Below are 25,178 nucleotides of genomic sequence, written 5' to 3' on the forward strand. Positions count from 1 at the left end.
TTAATAGTTTACCATGTACAATGATCTCGTTTAACAGGAATTACGATTAGATTACCTCAAAAAAACACGCAAAACCTTTTGTGAGTAAGGTTTTACGTGTTTTAATACTTATGCTAATTCCCGATACCAGAACCGCTGGATTGCAATGGCTTCAATAAATTGGGTTGCAAACTCCTGCATATCTGTTCCCGTTATGACACCCGGCTGACCTAAAATCTGATTTACACGCAGCCATTCAATACCCGCGCCCGTCGCACCAATTGGCTTGTAATGTGAATAGGCTTCATCAATGAAGTAGGCTGCATCCTTGTTGAACATGACGTTTGTGTTACTTCCCCTTACCATATAAACAGCATCAAACAGTACGGATTTTGCAGTTAGGAAGGTGTATTCGGCTTTTACGACCACTCCGTCTGTTCCGTGTACCATCCCAATATGTTCGCTAATAATTTCCGGAATTATGCCTTGGTTAATCAATTGGTAGAGCACGTAGTTAACTTCCGGACCATTGAATCCCTCTGTCAAAATGATTGCTACTTTCCGTGTTTGTACGGATTTTACTGTATTTTCCTGACTGAGTGCCAGAGAGGACTTTGTTACCGGCGAACCGCCCCTTGTCGGAGGTTGTGACCCGATATTTATTGCAAAGGCGGTTGCTAGTTCCATATCCACATTGGCGAACATATTCACTACCTGCTGTTTAACAGATTCACTTTTCACTTTACTTAGTTCAAAACTGAACGCTTCAATGATATGCATTTTTTCAGGTGGGCTCATACTGTTCCAGAAAAGTGTCGCTTGTGAAAAATGATCGGCAAAGCTTTCACTTCGAGCCCGGATTTTCACACCGTCCACTCTTTCCTGATAAGAGGCATATCCGCCTTTATCCGGACTTACAGGTGACGGAGTGTTCCCGGCTAATGAGTTTCGGTGATAACTCACTTTCCCAAGATTAATCGTCTGGCGGTGGAAGCCTTCCCGCTGATTGTTATGGAATGGGACAACCGGTCTGTTAATCGGGATCTCATGGAAGTTAGGTCCGCCCAGACGGAGTAATTGTGTATCTAAGTACGAAAATAGCCGTCCCTGTAGTAATGGATCATTTGTAAAATCGATCCCTGGTACGACATTCCCCATATGGAAAGCAACCTGTTCTGTTTCCGAAAAGAAATTATCTACGTTCCGATTTAACGTCATCTTTCCGATAATATTTACAGGAATGTCTTCTTCCGGCCAAATCTTTGTCGCGTCAAGGATGTCGAAGCCGAGACTGAATTCGTCCTCTTCAGCAAGAATCTGAACACCTAGTTCGAATTCAGGGAAAAAGCCGTTTTCAATCGCACCCCATAAGTCATTCCGGTGAAAATCCGGATCAATGCCCGCCAGTTTACGGGCCTCGTCCCATACTAAAGAATGCGTTCCCAATAAAGGCTTCCAATGGAATTTTACGAAATGTGCTTTTCCTTCCTCATTGACGAGACGAAACGTATGCACACCAAACCCTTCCATCATTCGGAAACTGCGTGGGATGGCACGGTCTGACATGATCCACATTATCATATGGGCAGATTCCTGGTTATTCGCGACAAAATCCCAAAACGTATCATGGGCAGTCGAGGCTTGCGGTATGTCATTATCAGGCTCTGGCTTAAATGCATGTACAAGATCCGGGAATTTGATGGCATCTTGGATGAAAAAGACCGGAATATTGTTGCCGACCAGATCATAGTTCCCTTCTTCGGTATAGAATTTCGTTGCAAATCCTCTCGCATCACGTACGGTATCCGCAGAACCACGTGATCCATTGACAGTAGAAAATCGAACAAATACAGGCGTCTTTCTAGATGTATCCTGAAGGAATTTCGCTCTTGTATAATTTTTCATGCTTTTGTATAACTGAAACTCCCCATGCACACCGAAGCCACGTGCATGGACAACGCGTTCTGGAATTCGCTCATGGTCAAAATGCGTTAGTTTTTCACGGAAATGAAAATCCTCGAGTAAAGTTGGGCCCCTCACGCCGGCTTTTAATGAGAATTCATCCTCCGACACTTTTAACCCTTGATTCGTTGTAAGATCTTTTCCCCTGTCATCTGTTCGGAAAATGTCTAATTGTTCGTCTTTACTGTTCTTGCGGTTATTTTGCTCATCCAATCAATATCCCTCCTCAACATTAAATGGTATGAATCTATGGAATAATTTATGTAAAGACCTAATGTATTTGCTAATGCATAAAGATAAACGGACATCGTGTTTTAAAGGGAGAGGGCTTTCACTAAAAAGATGCTGCCCAGTAATTACATACTGGGCAGCATCTAATATAGAAAACAGAATAATCAGTCTATTTTAAACGTACTTAATTTAGGTTAATCGTTTTCCGGAAGTTGTTACCCGTATTTCTTTATTGCCTTCTGCTTCAATCTCAATATTCGCTTTCGGCATTGTTAATAATATCAGGATACCGACAACTAAAATAATTGCCAGTGCAAACATGCCTGTTTTCAAAACAAACAAACCTAAAATTGTTGGTCCGACGAATCCACCAAGTGCTGCAAATGAGTTAACAAGTGCAATTCCTACTGGTGCTGTTGACTCGGTGAAGAAGAATGTTAAATAAGCAAAGAAACTGCCTGTAAAACCGTATAGTCCTGCTGAAGCAAGTGACAACATGGCAACCATCGGCCATAGAGTCGTAGCAAGGGCACAACCTACGAAACCTACTGTAGCAATGAGCAAACATACTACTAGATGCTGTTTATGCTTTCCTGTCCGGTCAGCATTAAGTCCGGTAAAGATAATGGCAGGAATACCGACTAATGAGGGTAACATAGCCATCCAACCAATTTCCATATTCGTTGCATTGATTGCAGAAAGTGATTTAATAATCGTTGGCACCCAGAATGACAGGCCGTATACTCCTGTATAGCCAGCAAAATAGAATATCGCTAACTTCCAAACGGTTGCATCTTTTAGCATCTCCAATTTGGATGGCTTATTCAGCCTTAACGCTGCTTGTCGCTCTCCATCTAATTCGCCTTCCAGCCATTTAATCTCTTCTTGTGTAAGCCACTTCGCTTTACTTGGACGATCAGTTAAATAAATTAACGTAATCACACCTAAAATCAATGCCGGTATCCCTTCCAAAATAAACATCCAACGCCAGCCTTCTAAACTTGCCCAAGCAATGTTATCAATAATCCAGGCTGATAATGGAGCACCAATTAATCCTCCAATCGGCAGGGCTAACAATAAAACAGCTGTTGCTTTACCACGCTCACGTTCGCGGAACCAATAAGTTAAATATAAAATAATACCAGGAAAGAATCCGGCTTCCGCAACACCTAGTAAAAAGCGTAAAATGTAAAGATGTGTAGCTGATTGTGCAAACCCAGTCAGAATTACAATGATTCCCCAAGAAAGCATTATTCGCGCAATCCAAATTCTTGCCCCTACTTTATGCATAATCATATTACTAGGGACTTCAAAGAAGAAGTAACCGATAAAGAAGATACCCGATAGTAAACCAAAGACTTCAGCAGTTAATGCTAAATCTGCATTCATTTCTAATGCAGCAAACCCTAAATTTACACGATCTAAGTAGGCAATGATATACAGAATTAAAATAAACGGTAAAATACGGGCCATCGTTTTCTTCGTCGTCTGTTTCGCTAAAGCGCTTTCATTCATAGCTTTACCCCCATATCTAATTGAATTTTTAATCGGTCTTGCAATTGTTCAATCGTAAGGTCTCCTAACAATTCCTTCACAATTACTTTTTCGTCCTCAAATTCAAATACTGCATATTCAGTTACTAGCATCTCTATCCTGCGTATACCGCTTCTCGGATATGTTAAGCTTTCTACAATTTTTGGCTCTCCATGTTTTGTAAACAATGTTGCGGCTGCAATTACCTTTTTAGCCCCTACTACTAAGTCCATTGCTCCACCTACACCTAAAATCGGTTGCCCCGGTACAGACCAATTGGCAATTTCACCAAAACGGTTCACCTGTAAAATTCCTAATACAGCTACATCGATATGACCACCTCGGATCATTGCAAAAGAATCGGCACTACTGAAAAACGATGCATCTTTTGTAATCGTAACGGGTTCTTTACCTGCCGAAATTAAATCCGCATCAATCCTACTTTCTGAAGGAGGTGGCCCCATTCCTAATAAGCCATTCTCTGATTGTAGATATACATCTTTTCCTTCAATGTAAGAAGTCACTAACGTAGGAATTCCGATGCCCAAATTCACGATTTGACCATCCTGCAACTCCTGTGCAATGCGTTTAGCGATAACTGCCCGTGGATCAAATGCTGACATAGCAATCCCCCTCCTTCACATAGTTAGACTGCACAATATAATCTACATAAACATGTGGTGTTACAATTGCCTCAGGATCTAGCTCGCCTACCTCTAAAATTTCATCAACCTCTACGATGACCGTTTCTGCCGCAGTTGCCATCATTGGATTAAAGTTTCTGGCAGTCGTATGATAAATTAAATTTCCTAGACGATCTGCTGCTTTTGCTCGAATAATGGCTACATCGCCCTTGATCGCTTTTTCAAAAATATATGTTTCTCCATCGATAACTCGCTCTTCTTTATTGATTGCCAGTTCAGTACCTACAGCCGTTTTCGTATAGAAGCCTCCAATTCCCGCGCCGCCACAACGAATCGCTTCTGCTAATGTTCCCTGTGGCAAAAGTTCAATTTCTAACTTACCTTCTGACCAAGCAATAACTGCCTCTCTATTCATTGTAAAAAATGAACCAATTGCCTTTTCAATCTTCCCCTGTAAAAACAGTTTGTGTAATCCAATCCCATGATCTCCTAAATTATTACTAACTACATGTAACCCCTTTACATCGGTTTCAGCCATTTGATCAATAATTGTCAATGGTGCACCTGACAAGCCGAAGCCCCCAGCTAAAATAACCTGATTGTCCTTGAATAACCCACTTAGTTCTGAAAGATTTTGGATGACTTTGTTTTTCAATTTTGACCCCCCTCATCTTATAAACTAGACTGCAGTCTAATTTTACAATAGAATAAAAGAGAAGTAAATGTACAAAGGATGGTTTTGTTGATTAAAAGAGAAAATAAAATACACAAAACAGAAAGTAAGAGGGAGTTCATCATAAGGATTGCCATGCAGTTGTTTAAAGAAAAGGGGTACAAAAACGTAAGTGTCGATGAAATTGTACAAGCCTGTAATTCATCAAAAGGTTCGTTTTATCATCACTTCAAATCAAAGGCTGAAATACTAAATGAGCACTTCGCCTTGGCAGATAAGTATTACGAACAACTATATAATGAATTACCAATACAATTAACACCAAAAGGGCGATTACAGCTCTTTTTAGAGAACGTATTTATCTATTTAGAAGAAACGTTTGGACGCGAGTTCTTGTCCGTGGTTTACTCTACTTCTTTAGAATCTGAAGCCCATTTATATTTCAGGAATCCAAATCGTAAATTATTTATGTTATTTGAAGCATTAATTGCCGAAGTTATTGAAGCCAGCACAACAAAGCCTTCGTTATCAATTAAACAACTAAAACTCGCCTTTATTCAGCTCTCAATGGGTGTCATTTATTATTGGTGTACTTTCCCGGAAGATCGGTCTCTCCAGGAAAGTGGAGCGAGTGCACTAGAGCATTTTTTAAACGGCTTTTCGTAAAGGTCTTCTTAGAAATAAATAAAGGACAATCCCAACACCTGGGATTGTCCTCTACATTTTAGTTCATTCTTTCACGAGAAAATTCATCATATAATTTCAGCCCGCGCTATTGCCTCAAATCTTGCCAACTTTGCACATAGTGTATACCTACTCCGCTAAAATAGCGGTTTTTAGCATAATGACCCGCCACTTGGTCTAGCACTTGGTTCATCTTGATTTCACCATCAGCGGCAAATGTTATATAAGGCTCATCTGGAAACGGCATTGTTTCAACACCAATCACAACCGGTGTTTGATACTTCTTTGCATAATTCATTTCGTTTTTTGTAATGCTCTTTAATGCGGCAACTGTATTGCGGTAGGCCATGATGGAGACGCCATCGGTATTCGCAATAACCCACTCTGCCAAGTTGCCTTCACCGAATTGGTTATAATATAGCACTTCATCATACCAGAACGGAACATCGACCTCTAATCTTAATCCTGAATACTGTATTTTATATCGTGCGTGTTGTATTAATTCTTGGTACTGACTGACTGCCAGGTTTCGATTCTGTTCCCATAATACAGATAAATAAGGCTCTACATCTAAATGGACTGCCGTGAACCTCGATCCGGGATATTCCTGGTGGTATTGACTAATCCATGCCCATAAAGCATCAAAGTTTACGGTATTCCAATTTGGACCGCCATCCAACGCCTGTACTTCAATATTTGCTTCCCGCATCTTGTTAATAAAGACTGCGTACACATCATTCGGTAATGCTGGATCAATCTGCAAATAAACGGTCGTTACTTCTTTTTCTATTAGAAACTGGATTGTTTGCTCATCTGTAATCGTATGGGTGTGCCAAAGCCAGGTTGATTTTGTATTATTTTGCTGTGCCTGTGCATCATTCATTATAAAAATGGCTCCTAACATCATAAAAGCAGCGAATAGTTTTTTCATTTACATTCCCCATGTTCATTCGTAGTTGTTATTTTAGTATAAATCATTGCACCCTTCAGGAGAAAGTATATTTCAAAAATTCTGTGAACTGGGGCTTACGATGGAAAAAGGAATGGCGTTTTAAACACTCACAAAAAAGCTCGCTGCGTGTTAGGAGCAGCGAGCTTTATTTATCGATACGTTATTTCACCAATTTATTCATAACAACAGCCGCCTGCGCCCGTGTTAACGATTGCTTCGGATTGAACTCATTATCAATTCCTGTCATAATGCCCGCCGCTTTCAGTGAGGCAACGGCTTGCTTTGCATGCGCGGAAATTTTTGCATCATCCGTATAGGCAGGTGCTTCGGCAGCTGTAATTTGGCCATTCGCCTTCAATGCATTGTAAACCGCAACGGCAAATTCTTCACGTGTAATCGGTTTTGCTGCACCAAATACTTTATTGTTTACTGGGCTGATGAACTCGTTTGCTACTGCCCATGAAACAGCTACTTGTGTGGCAGGTGCTTTCACGTCATTGAAATTCGTAACATCACTTGCCGGTGTACCTGATAAACGGTGCAGTACCAATGCCGCATGTGAACGGTTAAATGGCTTGTTCGGTGCGAACGTTGTCTCATTTATACCATTGAATAATCCGAGTTTCGTCACGTTAACGATTGCCTCTTTATCCGGATGGTTCTTGATGTCCTTAAATACGGAAGGTTCTTCTGTTACATTCAACACTGTCACCGTACCACTCACTTCATGACCGACAACTAGCTGTTGTTTGTCCTCCTTTGTAATGACAGCCATCCCTTCTGGAGAGACATCACCTGCGATTTCATCCGAGAAGTCACGTAAATTTAAATAGTCTTCAAACTTTGCGCTTGCCGGGTTTGTGATATTGTACATCATGACACCGCCGATACGCTCCAGCCCAATGTAGGCAAAGATTTCATCACCTATTTTGCCGACTTTCACATCTTCCGGTTCAGGTCCTTTTTTGCCGCTGCGATTATCAAGTTTTACGTTCGTATTACTTGCGTTGAAATGTTCGGGATGGTGCTTGGCGGTAATCGTCTCGAAATCACTGCCGCTATCGAACACGACATCCATCGTCTCTGCATCAAAAATCGCAAACGAACGTGCACCGAAAATATAATCCTGTCCATCGACGAAGCCGTCATAGCCGGATGTGTCATACGTCACAATTTCCTCTTCAGTTTCAATTTCATTCAGATGGAAGTTTTCGCTGTCTTCATCGCCCCATTCCCGTCCATCGCCTTCATTGGCCGTAATGAGATAATCTTTGCCATTAATCGAGACGGTCGCCATTCCATCCGGCATATAGATTCCGAAATAGCTTTCATTTTTAATATCAATTTTGCCGTCTTTCAATAAATCGATTTCATTGCCAGGCTTGCTGTGGTCTTTGAAGCCAAGACCTTTTACAGACACCACTTCATTTGATGTTAAATCAATAGTGGCAACGGCATTGTTTTCCTGTAACGCTACATATGCTTTTGTGCTCGCTTCATTAACTGCTATGTATTCTGGCTCTAAATCATCAGAAGGGTTCGTATTTTTCTTTAATATTACATTGTCTGCCACGAGCTCAGCGCGCTTTTCAGGTGTATCGAATGCATCGAAGAAAAGCGTCTCTTCTGTTAAAACGTCATAGCCGTTTGCTGTATCAATAACAGAAATGCTGCCTTTCGGGTCCACAATATCCTTGCCATAACCTTCACGCGGTTCGCCTTCATTTGCCGTTAAAAGCTTCGTCCCGTCTGTTGTGAATGTAATGTTATCCGGTTGACTGCCTACTTTTGTAGCGCCAAGAAGCTTGCCTTCACCAGTGAGTACTACGGCATAACCGGCAGTATTGTAGCCTTTTGCCTGTACAGACACCGCAATCACATTTTCTTTCGGATGCACCGTAATACTTGTTAAGTCCCCGTATTCAAAAGTTTGGTCAAATGAGGCAATCGTTTTCGCGATATCAATCGAAAGGAAAGGCTTTAAATTCATTGCTTCGTCTTTTGTATAATTTAGTGAGATTGCTTCGATTTTTTTCGTTTCGCCATTTACGACATATGTTGCATGTGAGTGCGGGTTATACGCAACGATTTCCGTTGTACCGCCATCTTCATTTTGAACACCTGAATCATAGCGGGCATCCAAACTTAATGCTGCTTCTGCGATAATGGCAGGAGTAGTGACCGCCGCTCCAATAAGTGCCGCTGCTAATAATTTCCTAGACATAGACAACATTCCACCTTTACATTTTTTCTAAGTGTAAAGGTGGAATGTTAAGGTTATATGAAGGATTTGTTAGAGTTTGTAAGTATTGTTGTGCTGGGTGAAATGAAAGACCGGGGAAAGTAGAAAATTCCGGATTGAATGTAGAACGGATCGGGGCGAAAGTAGAACTCTATGCCTTGAATGTAGAACGAAAGCTGGGGAAAGTGGAACAACTTAGCTCAAAAGTGGAATGGTTCGGGAATATTAGAAAGTTCCGGCTTGAAAGTAGAACAGTTCGGCCAGAAAGTAGAACTTGGCACCTTGAATGTAGAACGAAAGCTGGGGAAAGTGGAAAAAGCAACTCTTTTGAAATACCCTACATAAATTTCCCCCAAAATAAGTACCATTTTTCAATTGTTTCATATGATTTATATGAAAGGGGGAGAAGGTTATCGTCTATACGGAAACGATTGATCTTCAAGGTCATTTATTTACTGCTGTAACGGTTCAATTACCTAAAACAACATTGCTGACGATTTCGAATGAGCATGGGTACATTATGTGTGGTGCACTCGATGTCGGGCTGTTAAATGAAAAGTTGGCCGATCGTAAAATCATTGCTGGGCGTGCAGTCGGTGTTCGAACGATCGATGACTTACTTAAAGCTCCACTGGAATCCGTCACATACGAAGCGAGAGCGTACGGTATTGAAGAAGGTATGATTGGTGAAGAAGCGTTATTAAAAATGATTTAGCCAAATATGTAAGCTTTTGCGAAATGAGTTCCACCCCATACAAAAACCGCTCTTTCTATTTATTGAAAAAGCGGTCTATATTTTATTGTACTTACTTAGGTTCAATCGTGTTTGGAGAATTAAATCGCTTTATTATAATAAGAAGCTTTTGATCCTTTACTTCTTTTCACGGCTAGAAGCTCTTCCAATTTCTGAATATATTCACGGTCTGCTGATATTCTTGTAAGGCTTGTTAATAAATATGGTCTTAACCCGGAATTGATTTTTTGGCATCGCGCAAGGTTGATCAAATACTTGGCCATCTTAAATGACTTTAAGTGCGTATGTCCATTTTTAAATTCCTTCTTCGTATTGACGACCATAAACTCCTGCTTTCGCCCTTTATAAAAAGGAATAATAATAAACTCATCTTTTTTAAAAATTTGATTCATATTATCTTCATCCTTTTCTCGAATATATTCAAAAACGACCTTTCACATACGGAGAAATAGTGATCACCCCGTTCCCTTTTATGCCCCTCCCGCCTCTCCTCTTAATTGGTCTTATTATTTCATTACCCTATTTACCGGTTACTTTATTCCAAGTTCAATTAAAAAAGCACTTTTTTAGCTATTATTAACAGTTCGGATACGTTTTTACATTTTGTTAATATAGGATATTACAAAGGGAAAGCATTTGACAGGACAATCGCTTGAATTTTACAGAATTTTCAGTAAAATTAAATCAAATTCTATTCATTAACTGTAATGTTTTGGTCAAACACTAGATTTACGAGGGTTGGATAAGGCTTTCTTTATTGTATTCCTCGCTTAGTACATTAAACGGAAAGTTCCGCTTATTGTTATTTTACTGGTAAAACAAATAGATTAGACTGAAAAACTGTACTTATTTTCCGGGTTTACCTTATTCATTTGAAAAAAGGCTACATTAAAAGTAATGGTTTCTTTTAATGTAGCCCGTTTAATAAATTTTATTTTATGATTTTTTTCTTTTTGAAAAACTTTTCTACTTGGCCACTAAAAGCGCTGCCGCTTCTTCCAATGTGACCATATTCGTAATCATCGAACATGCCGCGTCAAGAATCGGAAACGCTAGTGCAGCACCTGATCCTTCTCCAAGTCGCATATTCATATGCAGCATCGGTTCCAATCCTAAAAGCTCTGCCGCAATTTTTGCCCCTGGCTCTTCCGATAAATGGGATGGAATCAAATACGCTTTCACATTCGGATTCAATTTATAGGCGATTAAAGCCGAAACGGTTGAAATATACCCGTCAACTACGACCGGCACACGATTCGCTGCAGCTGCAAGGAAGATTCCTGCCATCCCGCAAATCTCCAGTCCGCCTACTTTTGCCACTACATCAATCGGATCATCCGCATTCGGCTCATTCAATGCAATCGCTTTTCGAATCACTTCTGCTTTATATTCAATGCCGCCAGCACCAACTCCAGCTCCGAAGCCCGTTACTTCCAATGGGTCACACCCATGAAGTACCGAAAGCACAGCAGCACTAGGTGTCGTATTCCCGATGCCCATTTCTCCTGTACCGATAAGATTAATACCGCTTTGAATGGCTTCAGTTGCAACTTCAATCCCTACTTCAATCGCCTGAATCGCTTCTTCTCGGGTCATTGCAGGACCTTTCGCCATATTGTCTGTCCCGTATTTCACCTTTTTAATGATTACCCCTGCGTTTTGAGGTAAGTCTTCTTTTACACCGATATCCACCGGGATAACTTGTGCATTTGTAATTTTCGCAATCGTACACATCCCTGTCGTCCCTTTCGGAAATGAAAGTGTTTGGAAAACCGTTGTACTTTGTGGATTTGGCGTTACCCTTTCCTCATACACACCGTGGTCTGCCGCCATGACGATCATCGCTTTGTTATCGATTTTCGGCGCAAGCTCACCGGTAATTGTGGCGATTTGCATTGCTAAAGATTCGAGCTTCCCTAAACTTTGAGGCGGCTTTGCTAAAGAGTCTATGTACTGACGTGCTTTGCCTTCCATTTGTCGGTCGATTTCTTTAATTTGTTCAATCGTTTGCTTTAGTAATTTCATGTTTCGTTTCCCCCTATTTGAATGAATTTTGACAATAAAAATAGCCTGCAGTTTATTCGATAACAAATAAACTACAGACATATCCAGTGTCTATAAACAGGAAGCGTACTTAGGCAGGTCTCCTGGCTCAGATTCACGATTCCATAACCCCTTCCCAGATCTATATCCAGTGGGCTTTGCTATGGAACTCCTCTATACAGTGTTGGGATTACGCTAAAGCTTTTCACTTTATTCCCTATTCTCCCTTAACGGGCACCTAATGCTTGATGAATTTAACATTACTTTACGACGAACGACTTTTTTCGTCAAGGATGATTTTCAATAAGCAGGAATTAAAACGTTTTCTGATTCAGAATTCCTTAAATATAAAAAAAGTCCACCTCTTGAGAATGTTGACTCATCAGAAATAATAATACGTTCGGGTTTTGTTTCTTTAATGTTCTTAACGTCGAGACATGCAGAGGTTTGTAATGTGCATGCGAAATGAGTACGATATCAATAACTGGTAAGGTAATTCATCTAACAAATACTTTTCTGAATTTTCCCTTTTATCTCAATTAAGTTTCATGTATACTAATATAAAATTGAATAGAAATAACTAGGGGAGTCCAATAAGTTGGGCTGAGAATGAAACACGTTGAAGTTTCTTGACTCTTGGGACCTGATCTGGATCATACCAGCGTGGGGAAGTTAGCATCGTATTATAGTAATACTACTTCTGTATACATATTAGCCGGGTCCGACCATTTATTGGACACCGGCTTTTTTATGTACTTCATAAGCTTTTTTAAGCTCCTCACTGTTGTGCTCTATCTCTTGTCCTTATATTCAAAAAAGGAGAGATTTATTATGTCAATGTCACCATCTTCATTAAACGAACAGAGTATTTCCATTATGTCTAACTTTTCAGGTAGCAAAAAAGTATATGTAACAGGCTCTAGACCTGACATTAAGGTTCCAATGCGTGAAATCGAGTTAAGCCCGACAACTGGTACGTTTGGAGAAGAGGAAAATCCTCCAGTACGTGTGTATGACACCAGCGGACCTTATACAGACCCTGATCATTCTGTCGATATTACAAAAGGTCTCCCTGCCCTTCGCAGTACATGGATTCAAGAACGTGGCGATGTGGAGGAATATGATGGTCGTGAAATCAAGCCTGAGGATAATGGTTATAAAGATAAAAACGATCCTCGTGCTAATCATAACGTGTTTCCTGGTTTAAAGCGGAAACCGTTACGGGCTAAAAAAGGGAAAAATATTACACAACTTCATTATGCACGAAAAGGAATTATCACGCCTGAAATGGAATTTATCGCAATTAGAGAAAATATGAAACCTGAATTCGTACGGGATGAAGTTGCAAAGGGTCGAGCGATTATTCCTTCTAATATCAACCATCCAGAATCAGAGCCCATGATAATAGGTCGTAACTTTCATGTAAAAATTAACGCGAATATTGGCAATTCTGCTGTTTCATCTTCCATCGAAGAAGAGGTTGAAAAAATGACATGGGCAACACGTTGGGGTGCTGATAATATTATGGACCTATCAACAGGTAAAAACATTCACACAACACGGGAATGGATTATTCGAAATTCGGCTGTTCCTGTCGGTACCGTACCTATTTATCAAGCACTAGAAAAAGTAAATGGTGTTGCTGAAGACCTAACATGGGAGGTTTACCGTGATACATTGATTGAACAAGCCGAACAAGGGGTGGATTACTTCACCATTCATGCTGGTGTTCTTTTACGGTATGTTCCGTTAACAGCAAAACGTTTAACAGGTATTGTATCCCGAGGTGGATCTATTATGGCACAATGGTGTCTTCACCACCATAAAGAAAATTTTTTATATACTCACTTTGAAGAAATCTGTGAAATCATGAAAACTTATGATGTTTCATTCTCTTTAGGGGATGGCTTACGTCCTGGTTCCATTGCAGATGCCAATGATGAAGCTCAATTTGCGGAATTAGAAACTCTTGGAGAACTAACAAAAATTGCTTGGGAGCATGATGTACAGGTTATGGTTGAAGGACCGGGACACGTGCCAATGCACCTTATAAAAGAAAACATGGACAAACAACTGGAAGTTTGTAAGGAAGCTCCTTTCTATACTTTAGGCCCTCTTACAACTGATATAGCTCCTGGCTATGATCACATTACATCTGCTATTGGAGCTGCAATGATTGGTTGGTATGGGACAGCGATGCTTTGTTATGTAACGCCAAAAGAACATTTAGGTTTACCGAATAGAGATGATGTTCGTGTAGGGGTTGTCACTTATAAAATTGCTGCACATGCTGCTGATTTGGCAAAAGGGCATCCAGGAGCACATAAAAGAGATGATGCCTTATCAAAAGCTCGTTTTGAATTCCGTTGGAGAGATCAGTTTAATTTATCTTTAGATCCTGAACGTGCAATCGAATATCATGATGAAACTTTACCTGCTGAAGGTGCAAAAACAGCACATTTCTGTTCTATGTGTGGACCTAAATTTTGCAGTATGAGAATCTCTCAAGATATTCGTAATTTTGCAAAAGAAAAAGAACTTGATACGAAGGAAGCTATTGAAATAGGTATGAAGGAAAAAGCTGAACAGTTTAAGCAATCTGGTGGTAACATATATCAGTAACTTTCTTAGGGGGTCATTAGGATGAAAGTCGGAAAAATTGAAGAGGAAATTAATCAGCTCAAAACTCACCTTGCTGTTTTGGAGAAAAGTTTAAAAGAAATCCAGCAAAATTGTGATCATCATTTTAAGGGAAATCAATATCATGAAAAATGTATCAAGTGTAATAAAGTAAATGTTTTATATTATTAGTAAATAAAAAGTGTCATAAGAAATAAGAGATTCCATAAAAACCTTGCCTTAATTATTTTGTTAAGGCAAGGTTTTTAACTTTAACAAGTAAAGATAGTTTAGAGGGTGAATTTTGTCGTGCCATCTCCTTCTGGAAATGCTGGATCAATCTTTTCATGGAGGGCCATTTCTTCCTTTTCAATTTCGTTTTGCCTGCCTCAATATACAAAACACGGCAATAATCCTTTTTCCGAGTATGAAAATCACAAATTTGAATTCTGCTGTTCTGGGCTGATGATAATCTTTCAAAGCATTTAACAAACCACCAATTACATTCGAAAGGTCTCCCCGATCGCTAACGATTTTAATTGTTCATTTTCTAAATTCGCCTGCAGCCAATGAAAATGCAGCCGATCAATCGCTTCCTTCGGTGTATCATCTGCCAGCATATACGCACCGTAATGCATCGGGATGAACACTTGCGCCCTGACATCGCAAAATGCCTGGATTGCTTCTTCCGGTGTGACGTGGGATGTATGCATAAACCATTCTGGCTCGTATGCACCAATCGGCATTAATGCTGTATGAATGTGAAAGCGTTCTCCAATATCTTTGAACCCTCTAAAATACCCGCTGTCTCCGGCATAGTAAATACTTTGTGCATCTGATGCCTTTTGCAATACGAAGCCGCCCCAATGCGATGTGTTGGTATCCCAGAGCATGCGCCTTGTCCAATGCTGAGCGGGAACGAAATGAATTTCAAGCGCCCCTGTCTCATGCTTGTCGTACCACGAAAGCTCAATAAAGTTGTGCAGCGTATGACGCTTCATTAAATAATCGAGCCCTACCGGAATGAGAAACAATATATTCGGGTTTCGTTTCTTCAATAATTTTAACGTAGGTACGTGAAGGTGATCATAATGCGCATGCGAGATCAGAACGATATCAATTTCCGGTAATTCATCTAACCTCAAACCTGGCTCCGTTAATCGTTTCGCCACACCCATCCAATTTGCCCAAACCGGGTCCGTTAAAATATTGAGCCCTTCTTTTTGAATCAAAAATGTCGAGTGGCCAATCCACGTAACGGACTGCTCCGAGCGATTACTTTGTAAAAAGGCAATCTGCTTTTCTTCACACTGCGGTACTTCGTAATCGACGACTTTCTTTTGCTTTGACCGCTGCCATTTCAGGACATCTTTAAAAGTACCGAGCCGATCATTTTCGTCTAAATTTGAAAAGCGTTTTCTCATCGCAGCACTCTCCTACTTCTTAAAAGCTTAATTATATAAATTCCTACTATAATCATTCTGCTTTGGTTTCATTATTATCCTTGCAAAAAAGTAAACAAAAAAACTCAACAAAGTCCCGCGTGTAGTTAAGCTGTCTGATACCTGGATAGATGAAGTGATACCGCTCAAGATATTCAATGTGTAAAATACTAGAATTCCAAATAACGCAATTGTCATCACTTTATTTTTTCTTGCCAATTGTTTTCGATACAGCGGGCTGCCAATGCAATTTCCGCTATGCTTTGTCTCTTTAATTTGTTTAATTAAAGCATAAATTAAACATGTAATAATGATTCCGACTACTGCATATCCGATCATTTCATCCATTTTGATTTTCCCCGTTTCACTAATCTCCCGAATAAAAATCCTTTATTTTATTCGGCAAGATTTTATTCATAATGATGCCTGCCAAAGCCAAGCCAATCAAAATCATTCCAATTTCCAAAAGGTTTTTTAACCATGTGATTTCAATCTTATCCGTTATGTTGGATCCACCTATAATGATGAAAACAGCTCCAGCCCATGCCAATAAAAAACCTGCACCAAATTGTAGCCATTCCTTTTTCGACAGCTGTTTAAAAGTCACCCTATATTTATAAAATTTACTAATCGCAAAGATTAACAAAAACCCTGTTAGAATATAACCAATCATCACAATCCCCCTGCTTTAAATTGTTTATGTATGATAATCCAGCGCATCTGTTCTTTTAAAATGTTTGATTGTTGCCCATAACGAGACGATGAACAAAAACGAAAACAGAATAGAAGAAATCACCGCTAACCACTTAGCAACGATTGAAGTCGGATTAAAAATAAGCTGGATATTTTTCAACAAGAAACCTGCACACATAATGTGAGCTATGATTAAGCTAATACATATAGAAATCGCCTTTGAATTCTCTTGTGCCATAACCGCTCTCCCATTTAGTTATTATTTTACTATGCTAACATATTTTCCTAACACCAGGTAGTATGGAATCCAGCTCATAAAACTCGCCGCGCCTTTCAACAAATAAAAAAAACCAGCATGAATTTCTCCATGCCGGTTTCCCTCAAATCAATTACGTATTTCCTTAATCGCTCCATACACTTTCACTCGGTTACGTCCTTCTTCTTTCGCCGCATATAAAGCGGTATCTGCTTTATGCAATAGCTGGTACAATGTTTCCTCTGTCGAGTCTTTTACTTCCGCGACACCAATACTTAACGTAGCCGAAAGATTCCCCGCTTCTGTCATGAGGGGCGTCTTCTCAACAGCACGCCGAAGTTGATTGGCTAATATTTCGCCCGTTGCTTCATTGTACCCTTTCAGTGCAATAACGAACTCCTCTCCGCCATAACGCGCGAAGAAATGTTCTTCCAGCAATTTTGTTTGGCAAGCCGTTACGACGTGCACGAGCAATTGGTCCCCAATATGATGACCGTACGTATCATTCACTCGTTTAAAATGATCGATATCCATTAATAGAACCGTAAACGGCATACCTGTTTCCTTAGCTGCCTCAAAATCCTGCTCACTTTGCTGTAAAAATGCGCGCCGATTATAAATCTTAGTCAGCTCATCGTAATAAGCCTGCTGCTCCAGTTTTTTCTGTAGCCTCTTGATCTCCGTAATATCCGTAAAAACCAATAACAGACCTTTGCTGTTTCTCGCTTGTTCCAATGAAGTAATGCGAACTTGATAAACCCGTTCGGCATCTTCCGAACATAGCTTTATTTCTTGAACGTCCGCAATATCGGCCGTTAATTGGAATGGCAGGGACTCTCCTGTCTGCTCCTTCCAAAACATCACGAAGTTTTTGCCGAACATCGATTTGTTCAAATTCTGCAGCATCGCTATTGATGCTTGATTGAATTCGATGAGGCGGTATGATTCATCCAATACGATGGCCCCGTCATTGATACTATTATAGATTGTATCTTTCGCAATCGGCATAATCCGAAACAACCGCGAAGTGCTAATCGCCCAAAGATATAATAATGAAGAAAGCCATAAAATCATCGGCACCGGATCAACCCCTGGAGGTGTGAATCCATTCAAATAAAGAAAAGCCGTCACGATCGGAACGAGCTGACCAAACATTAATGCAATCAATTGTGGACGATATGCCTTCGCCGTTTCCTTCCAATGAGAAATCAACAGCAAAAACGCGACAAACATGCTGGAAAACGTGTATACACCGTGCACCATGTACCACATGCCAATCTCCTGATAAACGAAAGGTGCCCCTAAATTAGGGTCTAGTTCAAATACTCGATAATGAAGATGATGCCAGTTATTTGTCGCTACCATTATAATTGTAATAAACGGAATAAGAAGTATGAGCATGCTTCTTCTAACCGTCAACTTAAAGCCTAAATAGCTCATGACGTACAATAAACCTAATGTTGCAGATGTAGGCATCCCGATGTAGAGAATGGTGTTCCAGAAACTGATTTGTTCGAGCGTCGTCGATATTAAAGTCATAGCCGAAGCGAAACAGTATATGCTAATGGCAGCTGTATAGAAAATAAAATAATTTGCGATATTCGTATATTTATGACGTTTGCTAAAGGCATAGAGACATAAGTACAAATTCAGTACTCCCGACGTACAAACAAGCGTTATATACATGGTCAATTGCGAACCCATTATTGGTTTACCCTCTCTTAATTAACACTTTTTTCTTATAATGTAGCACATTCTAAAAAATAAATGGATATTTTATTGCAATAACAAACTAAGAATGCTAGGGAAATATGAAACGGAATCCTACCATTTAATGTACTAAAAGTATCATTAAACTATGAAAATAAGCCTTATCCCTTTACTTCCCTTCTTCTATCATCCAGAATTACTAGTTAATAGAATGAAAATATTTTTCCGAAATATTAGAAGGGAGTGTATTTCATGATCCAAAAAACGATAAAGCGGAATAACGTACATATTCTTGGAAAAGGTGAAAAACCACCATTAATATTCGCTGCTGGATTCGGATGTGACCAAACGGTATGGAATGATGTTTCTCCTGCTTTTGAAGAGGATTATCAAGTGATTTTATTTGATTATGTTGGGTTTGGTAATTCAGACATTACAGCTTTTGACCTTATGAAATATGGAGAACTGTCCGGATACGTGCAAGATCTATTAGATATTTGTGAGGCTCTCGATTTAAAAGATGCTGTTTTTGTAGGTCACTCGGTAAGCAGTATGATCGGTTTATTGGCTTCTTTATCGAAACCAGAATATTTTTCACAAATGATCATGATCGCTCCATCACCAAGCTATATAAATGATCCTCCTGCATACTACGGTGGGTTTGAAATGAAAGACTTACTCAATTTAATGGATCTAATGGAAAAAAATTATATCGGTTGGGCAAATGCTTTCTCGATTACATTATTAAACAATACAGCAAATGCAAGGGTAGCAAAAGATTTGGAGGATCGCTTCTGTTCAACAGATCCTTTATTTGCGAATACGTTTGCAAAGGCTTGTTTCTTTACTGATAATCGTAAAGATATTTCGAAAGCTACTGTCCCGTCCCTTATTTTACAATGTTCTGAAGACGTCATTGCGCCAAGGGTAGTTGGCGAGTACCTACATGAGAATATGCCAAACAGTACGATTGCCTATATGAATGCAATCGGTCACTGTCCACATATGAGCGACCCAGAGGAGACAATTCAATTAATAAAAAATTATTTATTGGAGCAATCTGTGCCACTTATCGGTGAGGGCGTAGGGGAAATTTAAATGAATGAACTCATAGAAAACGCTCCGTGCGGGTTTATCACTTTATCTTCAGAAGGTAAAATTCTTACTATCAACAAGACATTGCTAAATTTGCTGCACTATCAAACATCTGAGCATCTTATTGGAAAGCATTTTAATGTGCTGTTATCTGCTTCCTCTCAGATTTTTTGTCAGCTTTATTTAGTACCTCTGATTAAAGTGAAGCACGTTGTAGAGGAGATGTTCCTTACATTACTAACTGTAATGAAAGAAGAAATCCCTATATTATTAAACGCATCTATCCAGGATAATAATCAGTTGATCTGTATTATTTTCCCGATTCATAATCGGAGCGCATTGGAAGACGCGCTCATTAACTCCAGAAAAATGACGGAAGATGCGTATTTAGAAAAAGAGCAGGCCGTTTTGGAATTGGAAAGAAAGCAACAGGATCTAGTGCAGGCCAATCAAATCAACACAAAAATCCTGCGAGAAACTGAACGCGATTTACAGATTGCCAAAAAAATTCAGGAAACCGCATTAACGAAAGACATCATCAATGACAATATTCAGATCCTGTCTTATTATCATGCATCCAAAGCTTTATCCGGTGATATTTTTGGTTTTTATCAAATAACGCCGCAAAAATACGGCATTATTTTACTGGATGTTATGGGGCATGGGGTATCATCTGCTTTAATTACGATGTCTCTTCAATCGATGTTCCAGAAGTTAATTTCCAGAGGTGTAGCACCCGATATGGTGTTAAAAGAATTGGACCAATTCCTGCACAATTTATTCCAACATAACGAAGATGCGTGGCATTACTGCACAGCAATCTACTTAAACATCGATCTTAGTGAACAGACGATTGAATATATTAATGCAGGCCACCCCCCTGCCATTGTGCAAGGAAAGAATGGGATGCAGCATGAATTAAGCACAACGAATCCTCCATTAGGAACATTTGATAATATTCAATTTAAATCAAGAACTTTGCACTATAAACCCGAGACAAGAATTCTTTTGTATACAGATGGTGTTTCCGAAGCATTTGAACTAAACATATTAAATCATTTGCTGAACGACACAATCTCGAGTCCATTAGCAAAAACAAAAGAGACCATTCAACATGCACTTGAAAATAAAGAAGATATATATAGTAAATACAATCACGATGACCAATGTTTTATATTGGTTGAGTTATAAAAAACAGCGGAAAAGCTTTTCGCTGTTTTTCCATTTTCCTACTAAGCAGTGACTATCTGTCGTATCGTTCCCCCTTCATTACGAAATGAAGGATAATAAAATACTTATCCGAAATATTGAGCATATGAAGGTGGTTATATTTGAAGAAATTAATTTTAATATTTAGTTTCATTTTTTTAACTGCTTGTTCAAATGAAACACATTCTATTTACGGAGAAATCTATTCTATTGACGAAGAAAGCATCATTGTTGGTTGTTCAGATTTAGTTAGAAAATCGAAAGATGACATAGGTTATTCTTGTGCTATAAAAATAACCGAGGAAACAATCATTAAGACTCAAGCTGGTGATGTAGTAACATTTGATGAATTAAATATTAATAATATGGTTTCAGTGTATTTTGAAGAGCCAATAACAGTAGGTGCCGGTACTGAAAGACAAACATTGGAAGCTAAGGAGATAACGGTGTTCGAAAATTAAGGAATACTTGTAGCAAGGCTATCGTATTCCTATAAAGCAAAAGAGGAAATCGTTTTGACTTCCTCTCTTTTATAATTTTTTCACATTGTTTTTAATGAGATTTTGAACAAAGAGAAACAATTCTGAATCCCTTTCCACAACATACTGTTCCATATTTTTTTGACCTTCAATGATTCCGATTATATTTCTTTCGTAATCAAATTTTATTCTATAAGTGGTTTCGATCTCTTTGCTATTTATAATAATATACGAATCAGCATTAAACGACTGTACGTTTGGGATTAACTTCTTCCTCACCTCCAGGCTATCTAATATTGCACGAAGCTGTTCAAGTTCTTCTGAAGTAAGGTCATGCCAATCCAATCCTTCCGGGTATGAAGTTTGAGCACTTTCAATTACTGTATCTAATTCAGTGACCTCATTAAAAACTATTAGACGCTTACTGTAAAAAACTAATATTAATACCGTAATAAGTATCGTTAATAGAAACCATATTTGCTTCTTTCGTATGGCTACCGCCCCCTCATTATAAAATATCCCTTTTTTCCCTTTATTTAATTATAACAAAACTATCGACCTAAACTAAAAAGCAGCAAACGTCATTAAATCAACGTTTGCTGCTTTTTCAGGAATTCCCGAATTCCCCAAACTTTCTTGAGCAGTTCTTTAATATAAAGTTGGAGTTGGAGGAGAACAGTGGTAGGAAACAATATCGCTTAAAGCAATCGAATATTGGTTCCATCTTCCGCCGAAAAATCTAAAACCATAAACTCTTGATTCTCCGACCGCTGTTAAGTAAAACCAAAAATTATCATTATTTCTAAGCCACATATATGTGAAACGATATAAACAATTTTGAATACCTCTAGTATTTTGGCTATAGTGAGGCATTTGTTCCATATTTTGCATGAGGCAAGGTGCACTCCTTTTGAAATTAGACTTATAACCAGTTTATGTTTAGGGAAAAGTTTGGGTTGGATACTCGCCCTGATTAGTTTACATATGAGGTTAGAGAGGTTTCAGGAACGGAAAAAAGGAGATGCCACGTTCAAATAGGGGCATCTCCTTTTTCCCGTTAATACGTGGTTACTTTGGCTACTTTTTGAGCCGTGTAAATCCAGCGCTGCCACCAGGAGAGGTTATCCTGAAATTCTTCCACATCAAGTGTGTAGAGAGCATCTTCATTCTTCCAAAGTCGCTCAAAATATTGTTCCATATCCAAGGCGAGCGCGCTATCATTTGGAGCGAGGATGCGTACGTTATTTTCCAAGTTGTAATTCTCCAATGTTCGTTCCGTATAGTTGGAAGAACCGCTTGAAATGATTGTTTGTTCCGCTGTTTGAATCCAAATGGCTTTTGTATGGTATTGGCCAACTACGGTATTGTACCAGCGAATGTTGATTTGTTCATTTGTATCCTCAAGCAGCTCATTCACAACCGGTCGATTCGGCAGGCCGGACTTTTCCTGGCCAAATGAGTTTTCATTCGGGTCTAGAATCATATTCACCTGCACGCCCCGGTTTACTGCATCGGTTAAGGCGTTGACAATGTCGCGCTGAGCAATAAAGAACATGCCAATCCAAATTTTATCCCCTGCTTTTGTCGCAGCTAAATCTTGAAGCAAAGCATCCAGAACTTTCTTCTCGGTCAAATATTGTACTGCATACTGGCCGTCATCTTGCTGAGAAATATCAGCCCTCGGCAACTTCGGACCATCCGACATGAGTGACACCGCTTCTTCTGCCTCCAGAATATCGTTTATGACTGGGCCCGTTACTTTCAAAGCAAGATTTCCGTGAAAGCCACTTGCATCATGCGGGTTTGATGATGTGATAATCGCTTCCTTTTCCGAAACGGCCGCTTTGCGGTGGTTGGCTTTTACGTTGAGCAGTTCCAAATAGGAAGATACGTTCATTTTTGGTGCTTTGCTCGCCATGGCGTTGCCAATCCATCCCTTGCCGTCATGGTCGAACCATTGAAAAAATAATCGGTATAAGCCTGAATAAATTGGCGTGGAATCCCTTAGTGGTTCTAAATCAGTGTAAATGATTTCTACCCCAGCTTCACGCATCTTCTTGAACCACGGCGTTTCATAGGAACCATAGCCCTTATTTAGCGGATCGGTGATGAAAACAACCGGCATATCGGGATTGTTTTTCTTTTTCTCTGCAAGCTTGTCAGAGAGGTTATCTGCGATTGGCGGGAAGTCTTCTTTTTCATCGAAATACCCATCCATCAAAAAGAAGTCCACCACCACAAACTGTTCGGCATCATCAATCAATGTATAAACTTCATCAAATATCTGATTTTCATGTTTCCGATTCGTACCTTCTTGGTCTTGCGCATAAGTTAAATCCGTTATCATTTCAATATTGTCAGTTCTATGTAATTCCCCTTCATAGGAAATATCTTTCGGCAATGGTTTATATGTATGCCATAACATTTCTCCTATATATAGCACAATCAAAAGAAGTATAAGAACGCTTATAACTTTTTTTCTGCGACTCCAACTGTTCCATTTCTTCTGAACTTTTCCCATCGAAATTCCCCCAATACTCTTGTGCTATTAGTTCCCGTGATCAAGCAAAGTTAAACAGCGCTTGCTTGCATTTTGGGTGGAATTTCCAGGCTGAAAGCTAATAAAGATTAAATTTTTACAGATTAAATCATTAGAATTCAAGTTATATAGATGCGAAAAACCACTTTCCATTTCCGACGTTCAAATTTCACTATAAAAAAATGCGAAAACCATTAAAACAACTGGTTTTCGCATTTCGTTATAAAATCTTTTTATCATTAAGAGTGCTTCTTTAAATACTCTAAAGTCGCCTTCGCAAGTGTGTTTGCAGCAACAAGAAGTGCGCGCTCGTCGATATCGAACTTTGGATGGTGATGCGGATATGCTTCTTCTTTCTCAGGATCACGGGCACCTGTGAAATAAAATGTTCCCGGTACTTTTTCTAAATAGTAGGCAAAGTCTTCTCCGCCCATTTCCGGTTCGCAAATGACCACTTCCTCAACACCCGGTGTATCCTTTGCCTGTTCGATGAAGAATCTTGTTGTTTCCCGATCATTAATGACAGCTGAATAGCCGTGCACATAATTGTATTCGTAATCAGCCTTCATCACTAAGCACGCTGCCTTCAGAACATCTTCCAGCTCACGTTCAATCAGGTCACGCGTTTCTTCATCAAATACACGTGCCGTTCCTTTGATTTTTACGGAATCAGCAATGACGTTAAATGGATTTAACGCTTCAAAGTGACAAACCGAAATAACTGCCGGTTTCACAGGACTAATACGTCTGCCTAAAAGCTGTTGGGCATTCACAACAAATTGCGAGCCGATGTAAATCGAGTCTTTCGTTTCCTGTGGTTTCGCACCGTGTCCGCCTTTTCCTTTAATCGTAATGTAGAAGCCATCTGCTGCAGCCATTAACGGACCTTCGCATACAGCAATTTTCCCATGCTCTACCGGTGCCCATAAATGCTGGCCGAAAATGACATCTACTCCGTCCAGGCAGCCATCTTCAATCATCGCAATCGCTCCACCCGGCGCAATTTCTTCACCGAATTGGTGGATGAACACGACATTCCCCTGAATCTCGTCCTGGATTTTGTTCAGTGCTTTTGCCAATACAAGGAGTGACGCCGTATGCCCGTCATGACCGCATGCATGCATTCGGCCATCCACCTTCGATTTATATGGGACATCATTTTGCTCCTGAATTGCCAGTGCATCGAAATCTGCACGTAATGCCACCGTTTTACCAGGTTGACCCCCACGCAATGTAGCCACTACTCCTCGACCACCTACACCTTCACGTACTTCATGTCCAAGCGCTCGATGGTATTCTGCAATATATTTTGGCGTCTCCACCTCTTCATGCGAAAGTTCCGGGTTTTCATGCAAGTAACGACGGATCGCTACCATTTCTTCAAAATGCTGTTCCAGTATGTCAAAAATATTCTTCATGTTTTCCATCCCCATTTTCTA

General features: G+C 39.7%; 24 protein-coding genes and 2 riboswitches. Of the genes, 7 read left to right on the plus strand and 17 right to left on the minus strand.

The window, feature by feature from the left end; translation table 11 throughout:
• Positions 1-108 precede the first annotated feature (108 nt).
• The 4 genes from ABS917_RS17735 to ABS917_RS17750 form a co-directional block, all read right to left on the minus strand.
• On the minus strand, positions 109-2,154 hold the full coding sequence (locus ABS917_RS17735; RefSeq protein ID WP_350480234.1) for a catalase: 2,046 nt from the start codon (positions 2,152-2,154) through the stop codon (positions 109-111).
• 207 nt (positions 2,155-2,361) lie between these two features.
• Positions 2,362-3,687 (minus strand): MFS transporter, encoded by a 1,326-nt coding sequence (locus tag ABS917_RS17740; RefSeq protein ID WP_350480235.1) that lies wholly within the window; start codon positions 3,685-3,687, stop codon positions 2,362-2,364.
• Positions 3,684-4,328 carry a 3-oxoacid CoA-transferase subunit B gene (locus ABS917_RS17745; protein WP_350480236.1) on the minus strand — a complete coding sequence of 215 codons (645 nt, stop codon included), beginning with the start codon at positions 4,326-4,328 and terminating at the stop codon, positions 3,684-3,686. The genes ABS917_RS17740 and ABS917_RS17745 overlap by 4 nt, the downstream gene beginning before the upstream one ends.
• Positions 4,315-5,004, minus strand: coding sequence for a CoA transferase subunit A (locus ABS917_RS17750; RefSeq protein ID WP_483316071.1), 690 nt, complete (start codon positions 5,002-5,004; stop codon positions 4,315-4,317). The genes ABS917_RS17745 and ABS917_RS17750 overlap by 14 nt, the downstream gene beginning before the upstream one ends.
• An 87-nt stretch (positions 5,005-5,091) precedes the next feature.
• Between ABS917_RS17750 and ABS917_RS17755 the strand changes: the two genes are divergently transcribed.
• Complete coding sequence (locus ABS917_RS17755; protein WP_350480237.1) at positions 5,092-5,688, plus strand: TetR/AcrR family transcriptional regulator; 597 nt, start codon at positions 5,092-5,094, stop codon at positions 5,686-5,688.
• Between the two features lie 106 nt (positions 5,689-5,794).
• On the opposite strand, the gene ABS917_RS17760 is transcribed toward ABS917_RS17755, so the two are convergent.
• The gene (locus ABS917_RS17760; protein ID WP_350480238.1) at positions 5,795-6,637 is read right to left on the minus strand and encodes a hypothetical protein; all 843 of its coding nucleotides are present in this window, start codon (positions 6,635-6,637) and stop codon (positions 5,795-5,797) included.
• A gap of 181 nt (positions 6,638-6,818) precedes the next feature.
• Complete coding sequence (locus ABS917_RS17765) at positions 6,819-8,882, minus strand: choice-of-anchor I family protein (protein ID WP_350480239.1); 2,064 nt, start codon at positions 8,880-8,882, stop codon at positions 6,819-6,821.
• 430 nt (positions 8,883-9,312) lie between these two features.
• On the opposite strand from ABS917_RS17765, the gene ABS917_RS17770 reads away from it, so the two are divergent.
• Positions 9,313-9,615 (plus strand): YunC family protein, encoded by a 303-nt coding sequence (locus ABS917_RS17770; protein ID WP_065216841.1) that lies wholly within the window; start codon positions 9,313-9,315, stop codon positions 9,613-9,615.
• A 119-nt stretch (positions 9,616-9,734) separates the two neighbouring features.
• Here the strand turns inward: ABS917_RS17770 and ABS917_RS17775 are convergent, their stop codons facing one another.
• The gene (locus tag ABS917_RS17775) at positions 9,735-10,046 is read right to left on the minus strand and encodes a hypothetical protein (protein ID WP_008405307.1); all 312 of its coding nucleotides are present in this window, start codon (positions 10,044-10,046) and stop codon (positions 9,735-9,737) included.
• Positions 10,047-10,620: 574 nt separating this feature from the next.
• Positions 10,621-11,679, minus strand: coding sequence for a nicotinate-nucleotide--dimethylbenzimidazole phosphoribosyltransferase (gene cobT, locus ABS917_RS17780; RefSeq protein ID WP_350480240.1), 1,059 nt, complete (start codon positions 11,677-11,679; stop codon positions 10,621-10,623).
• Between the two features lie 95 nt (positions 11,680-11,774).
• Positions 11,775-11,954, minus strand: a riboswitch (cobalamin riboswitch).
• 315 nt (positions 11,955-12,269) lie between these two features.
• Positions 12,270-12,384, plus strand: a riboswitch (TPP riboswitch).
• A 150-nt stretch (positions 12,385-12,534) separates the two neighbouring features.
• On the opposite strand from cobT, the gene thiC reads away from it, so the two are divergent.
• Both thiC and ABS917_RS17790 read left to right on the plus strand, forming a co-directional pair.
• A complete protein-coding gene (gene thiC, locus ABS917_RS17785) occupies positions 12,535-14,319 on the plus strand; it encodes a phosphomethylpyrimidine synthase ThiC (RefSeq protein WP_350480263.1) in 1,785 nt (594 codons plus the stop codon).
• Positions 14,320-14,340: 21 nt separating this feature from the next.
• Positions 14,341-14,508 carry a serine protease gene (locus ABS917_RS17790; protein ID WP_065216839.1) on the plus strand — a complete coding sequence of 56 codons (168 nt, stop codon included), beginning with the start codon at positions 14,341-14,343 and terminating at the stop codon, positions 14,506-14,508.
• A gap of 308 nt (positions 14,509-14,816) precedes the next feature.
• On the opposite strand, the gene ABS917_RS17795 is transcribed toward ABS917_RS17790, so the two are convergent.
• The 5 genes from ABS917_RS17795 to ABS917_RS17815 form a co-directional block, all read right to left on the minus strand.
• Complete coding sequence (locus ABS917_RS17795) at positions 14,817-15,740, minus strand: MBL fold metallo-hydrolase (RefSeq protein ID WP_350480241.1); 924 nt, start codon at positions 15,738-15,740, stop codon at positions 14,817-14,819.
• Positions 15,741-15,767: 27 nt separating this feature from the next.
• Positions 15,768-16,106: a 4-aminobutyrate aminotransferase gene (locus ABS917_RS17800; protein ID WP_350480242.1), complete on the minus strand. Its 339-nt coding sequence runs from the start codon at positions 16,104-16,106 to the stop codon at positions 15,768-15,770.
• 19 nt (positions 16,107-16,125) lie between these two features.
• Complete coding sequence (locus ABS917_RS17805; RefSeq protein ID WP_350480243.1) at positions 16,126-16,431, minus strand: hypothetical protein; 306 nt, start codon at positions 16,429-16,431, stop codon at positions 16,126-16,128.
• 24 nt (positions 16,432-16,455) lie between these two features.
• Entirely contained in the window at positions 16,456-16,689 is a 234-nt protein-coding gene (locus ABS917_RS17810) for a hypothetical protein (RefSeq protein WP_350480244.1), read from the minus strand.
• Positions 16,690-16,836: 147 nt separating this feature from the next.
• Positions 16,837-18,411 (minus strand): histidine kinase N-terminal 7TM domain-containing diguanylate cyclase, encoded by a 1,575-nt coding sequence (locus ABS917_RS17815; RefSeq protein WP_350480245.1) that lies wholly within the window; start codon positions 18,409-18,411, stop codon positions 16,837-16,839.
• 258 nt (positions 18,412-18,669) lie between these two features.
• Between ABS917_RS17815 and ABS917_RS17820 the strand changes: the two genes are divergently transcribed.
• The 3 genes from ABS917_RS17820 to ABS917_RS17830 all read left to right on the plus strand — a co-directional run bounded on the left by ABS917_RS17820 (position 18,670) and on the right by ABS917_RS17830 (position 21,182).
• Positions 18,670-19,515, plus strand: a complete 846-nt coding sequence (locus ABS917_RS17820) for an alpha/beta fold hydrolase (RefSeq protein ID WP_350480246.1) — start codon at positions 18,670-18,672, stop codon at positions 19,513-19,515.
• Entirely contained in the window at positions 19,516-20,703 is a 1,188-nt protein-coding gene (locus ABS917_RS17825; RefSeq protein ID WP_350480247.1) for a SpoIIE family protein phosphatase, read from the plus strand.
• Positions 20,704-20,843: 140 nt separating this feature from the next.
• Positions 20,844-21,182 carry a hypothetical protein gene (locus tag ABS917_RS17830; RefSeq protein ID WP_350480248.1) on the plus strand — a complete coding sequence of 113 codons (339 nt, stop codon included), beginning with the start codon at positions 20,844-20,846 and terminating at the stop codon, positions 21,180-21,182.
• Positions 21,183-21,251: 69 nt separating this feature from the next.
• Here ABS917_RS17830 and ABS917_RS17835 read toward each other — a convergent pair whose 3' ends face one another.
• The 4 genes from ABS917_RS17835 to ABS917_RS17850 all read right to left on the minus strand — a co-directional run bounded on the left by ABS917_RS17835 (position 21,252) and on the right by ABS917_RS17850 (position 25,157).
• A complete protein-coding gene (locus tag ABS917_RS17835; protein ID WP_350480249.1) occupies positions 21,252-21,545 on the minus strand; it encodes a hypothetical protein in 294 nt (97 codons plus the stop codon).
• 303 nt (positions 21,546-21,848) lie between these two features.
• Positions 21,849-22,091: a hypothetical protein gene (locus tag ABS917_RS17840; protein WP_350480250.1), complete on the minus strand. Its 243-nt coding sequence runs from the start codon at positions 22,089-22,091 to the stop codon at positions 21,849-21,851.
• Positions 22,092-22,257: 166 nt separating this feature from the next.
• Positions 22,258-23,721: a phospholipase D family protein gene (locus ABS917_RS17845; RefSeq protein ID WP_350480251.1), complete on the minus strand. Its 1,464-nt coding sequence runs from the start codon at positions 23,719-23,721 to the stop codon at positions 22,258-22,260.
• A 257-nt stretch (positions 23,722-23,978) separates the two neighbouring features.
• A complete protein-coding gene (locus tag ABS917_RS17850; RefSeq protein WP_350480252.1) occupies positions 23,979-25,157 on the minus strand; it encodes a M20 metallopeptidase family protein in 1,179 nt (392 codons plus the stop codon).
• Positions 25,158-25,178 lie beyond the last annotated feature (21 nt).

The organism is Solibacillus sp. (assembly GCF_040273735.1).
Lineage (GTDB): Bacteria > Bacillota > Bacilli > Bacillales_A > Planococcaceae > Solibacillus.

Bases quoted from the DNA above. Each gene is read 5' to 3' on its own strand.
- ABS917_RS17815 (WP_350480245.1), bottom strand. From the start codon at position 18,411: ATGGGTTCGCAATTGACCATGTATATAACGCTTGTTTGTACGTCGGGA.
- ABS917_RS17805 (WP_350480243.1), bottom strand. From the start codon at position 16,431: ATGATTGGTTATATTCTAACAGGGTTTTTGTTAATCTTTGCGATTAGT.
- ABS917_RS17795 (WP_350480241.1), bottom strand. From the start codon at position 15,740: ATGAGAAAACGCTTTTCAAATTTAGACGAAAATGATCGGCTCGGTACT.
- ABS917_RS17825 (WP_350480247.1), top strand. From the start codon at position 19,516: ATGAATGAACTCATAGAAAACGCTCCGTGCGGGTTTATCACTTTATCT.
- cobT (WP_350480240.1), bottom strand. From the start codon at position 11,679: ATGAAATTACTAAAGCAAACGATTGAACAAATTAAAGAAATCGACCGA.
- ABS917_RS17845 (WP_350480251.1), bottom strand. From the start codon at position 23,721: ATGGGAAAAGTTCAGAAGAAATGGAACAGTTGGAGTCGCAGAAAAAAA.
- ABS917_RS17760 (WP_350480238.1), bottom strand. From the start codon at position 6,637: ATGAAAAAACTATTCGCTGCTTTTATGATGTTAGGAGCCATTTTTATA.
- thiC (WP_350480263.1), top strand. From the start codon at position 12,535: ATGTCACCATCTTCATTAAACGAACAGAGTATTTCCATTATGTCTAAC.
- ABS917_RS17765 (WP_350480239.1), bottom strand. From the start codon at position 8,882: ATGTCTAGGAAATTATTAGCAGCGGCACTTATTGGAGCGGCGGTCACT.
- ABS917_RS17810 (WP_350480244.1), bottom strand. From the start codon at position 16,689: ATGGCACAAGAGAATTCAAAGGCGATTTCTATATGTATTAGCTTAATC.
- ABS917_RS17850 (WP_350480252.1), bottom strand. From the start codon at position 25,157: ATGAAGAATATTTTTGACATACTGGAACAGCATTTTGAAGAAATGGTA.
- ABS917_RS17745 (WP_350480236.1), bottom strand. From the start codon at position 4,328: ATGTCAGCATTTGATCCACGGGCAGTTATCGCTAAACGCATTGCACAG.
- ABS917_RS17740 (WP_350480235.1), bottom strand. From the start codon at position 3,687: ATGAATGAAAGCGCTTTAGCGAAACAGACGACGAAGAAAACGATGGCC.
- ABS917_RS17790 (WP_065216839.1), top strand. From the start codon at position 14,341: ATGAAAGTCGGAAAAATTGAAGAGGAAATTAATCAGCTCAAAACTCAC.
- ABS917_RS17800 (WP_350480242.1), bottom strand. From the start codon at position 16,106: ATGGATGAAATGATCGGATATGCAGTAGTCGGAATCATTATTACATGT.
- ABS917_RS17820 (WP_350480246.1), top strand. From the start codon at position 18,670: ATGATCCAAAAAACGATAAAGCGGAATAACGTACATATTCTTGGAAAA.
- ABS917_RS17775 (WP_008405307.1), bottom strand. From the start codon at position 10,046: ATGAATCAAATTTTTAAAAAAGATGAGTTTATTATTATTCCTTTTTAT.
- ABS917_RS17840 (WP_350480250.1), bottom strand. From the start codon at position 22,091: ATGCAAAATATGGAACAAATGCCTCACTATAGCCAAAATACTAGAGGT.